The sequence below is a fragment of the Massilia soli genome (assembly GCF_016809835.1).
Taxonomy (GTDB): Bacteria; Pseudomonadota; Gammaproteobacteria; order Burkholderiales; family Burkholderiaceae_D; genus Telluria_A; species Telluria_A soli.
This window is the reverse complement of sequence record NZ_JAFBIL020000023.1, coordinates 1-1,404: the sequence shown is the minus strand read 5'-3', so window position 1 is coordinate 1,404 and position 1,404 is coordinate 1. Positions and strand designations below refer to the sequence as shown.

Annotated in this window: 2 protein-coding genes and 2 tRNA genes; 3 read left to right on the top strand and 1 reads right to left on the bottom strand. The window is 54.3% G+C overall.

From position 1 onward, the window contains the following. The first annotated feature begins 118 nt into the window (after nucleotides 1-118). From I4X03_RS22950 to I4X03_RS22940, 3 genes are all read left to right on the top strand, one after another. Nucleotides 119-194: transfer RNA gene (locus I4X03_RS22950), tRNA-Gly, on the top strand. Nucleotides 195-264: 70 nt separating this feature from the next. Next, nucleotides 265-338 (top strand) — tRNA-Cys (locus I4X03_RS22945). 153 nt (nucleotides 339-491) lie between these two features. Next, nucleotides 492-761 (top strand): DUF2185 domain-containing protein, encoded by a 270-nt coding sequence (locus I4X03_RS22940; protein WP_223471435.1) that lies wholly within the window; start codon nucleotides 492-494, stop codon nucleotides 759-761. 462 nt (nucleotides 762-1,223) lie between these two features. On the opposite strand, the gene I4X03_RS23400 is transcribed toward I4X03_RS22940, so the two are convergent. Further along, nucleotides 1,224-1,355 (bottom strand): PAAR domain-containing protein, encoded by a 132-nt coding sequence (locus tag I4X03_RS23400; protein ID WP_370660551.1) that lies wholly within the window; start codon nucleotides 1,353-1,355, stop codon nucleotides 1,224-1,226. Nucleotides 1,356-1,404: the final 49 nt, after the last annotated feature.

The window sequence follows — 1,404 nt, the reverse complement described above, 5'->3', positions numbered from 1 at the left end:
CGGGAGTAGCTCAGTTGGTAGAGCGCAACCTTGCCAAGGTTGAGGTCGAGAGTTCGAGACTCTTCTCCCGCTCCAGTTATCTGGTAGCAGTAGTAAAGCGGTAAAAGTAAGCTCCAATGCGGGAGTAGCTCAGTTGGTAGAGCGCAACCTTGCCAAGGTTGAGGTCGAGAGTTCGAGACTCTTCTCCCGCTCCAGAATTCCTGAAACTACGCGGCCAGGCCGCGTTTTTTCTTACAGCCCCTAAAAGCTGTGCAGCAAGTTTCTGGCGAGGTAGCAAAGAGGTTATGCAGCGGCCTGCAAAGCCGTTTAGACGGGTTCGATTCCCGTCCTCGCCTCCAGAAATCAATGACTTAGGCCGTTCGAGGCTGGTTCATTGCTGGTTCGACCTCCGTCAATGCGGAGGTCGACCACATCTCAAAAAGGCCTGCAAACGGCCTGCATCGACTTGACACCTCACGAACGTCGGACAAGAATAAATGCTAATAGGATACGTGACCGTCAGTAACCGCGTGATGATCGACAATTGTCCGGTCGGGTACTTGTACCGTGAAGAGTCGGACGATGCGAATGACAGTGGATGGCGAATCTTTGCAGGAGATGAGACCCAGGACTATGCTGAGGTGTCGTCAAATTTCGCGTTATACAATGCTTCGACTATTGTTGAGCGAGCGCCGCAACTTCGTACCTTGCTGGGTGCGCCTTACCCCATAGCATTCGAACGCGATGCGAATACAGGTGAGTTTGTGGAAATTGACGAATAGCTCGGTCGTGTTGGATTAAACGCTGAAAGCTACTTCACGGGGTGCTTCATGAAGGAATAGAAGAGGCTCGGTTCGCCGTTTGGCAGACCGGTCTCTCCTTAGACGAACAACTTGTTTGGCGCCGAAGTTGCAAGGTCCGAGTAGGTGTCGAGCATCAAGTCCGCACTCGCTCGTGTACGTAGGTGCGACCGGCCTCGACGCCCACAGAACTATACGCACGGAAGTTGACCCCGTGAGCCGGAATTTTCGTCGAGGCCGTTATCGCTCCTTTTGCGACAGAGCCGTAACAAGTGATTGCGGTTGCCGTCGGCAGGGTGAACACAAGCGCAAGGACGGCAAGACAGCGACTCACCGTTTCGAGCTGTGGATAGCCGACGAGTTGGCGACGAATGCAGGTACTTTGAGGATCATCCGCAATCACGCACGTGGCGCTCAGCGACTCGCCGGTAAGCGCAGACGCGACTAGGCGACCGTTGCCGGCAGGTTGCCAATCAGTTTGCAGCCGCATTCGGTTATGCACCCGTCTGTCGCAACCGGCACACCGTTGACAGTGAAGGACGGGTGAGCTGTAGTAAACGCGACCTGATCTGACAGTTGCCCGGTTTGTAGCCTGCGATTGTCAGGTCAAATTCAGTCGTTCAAT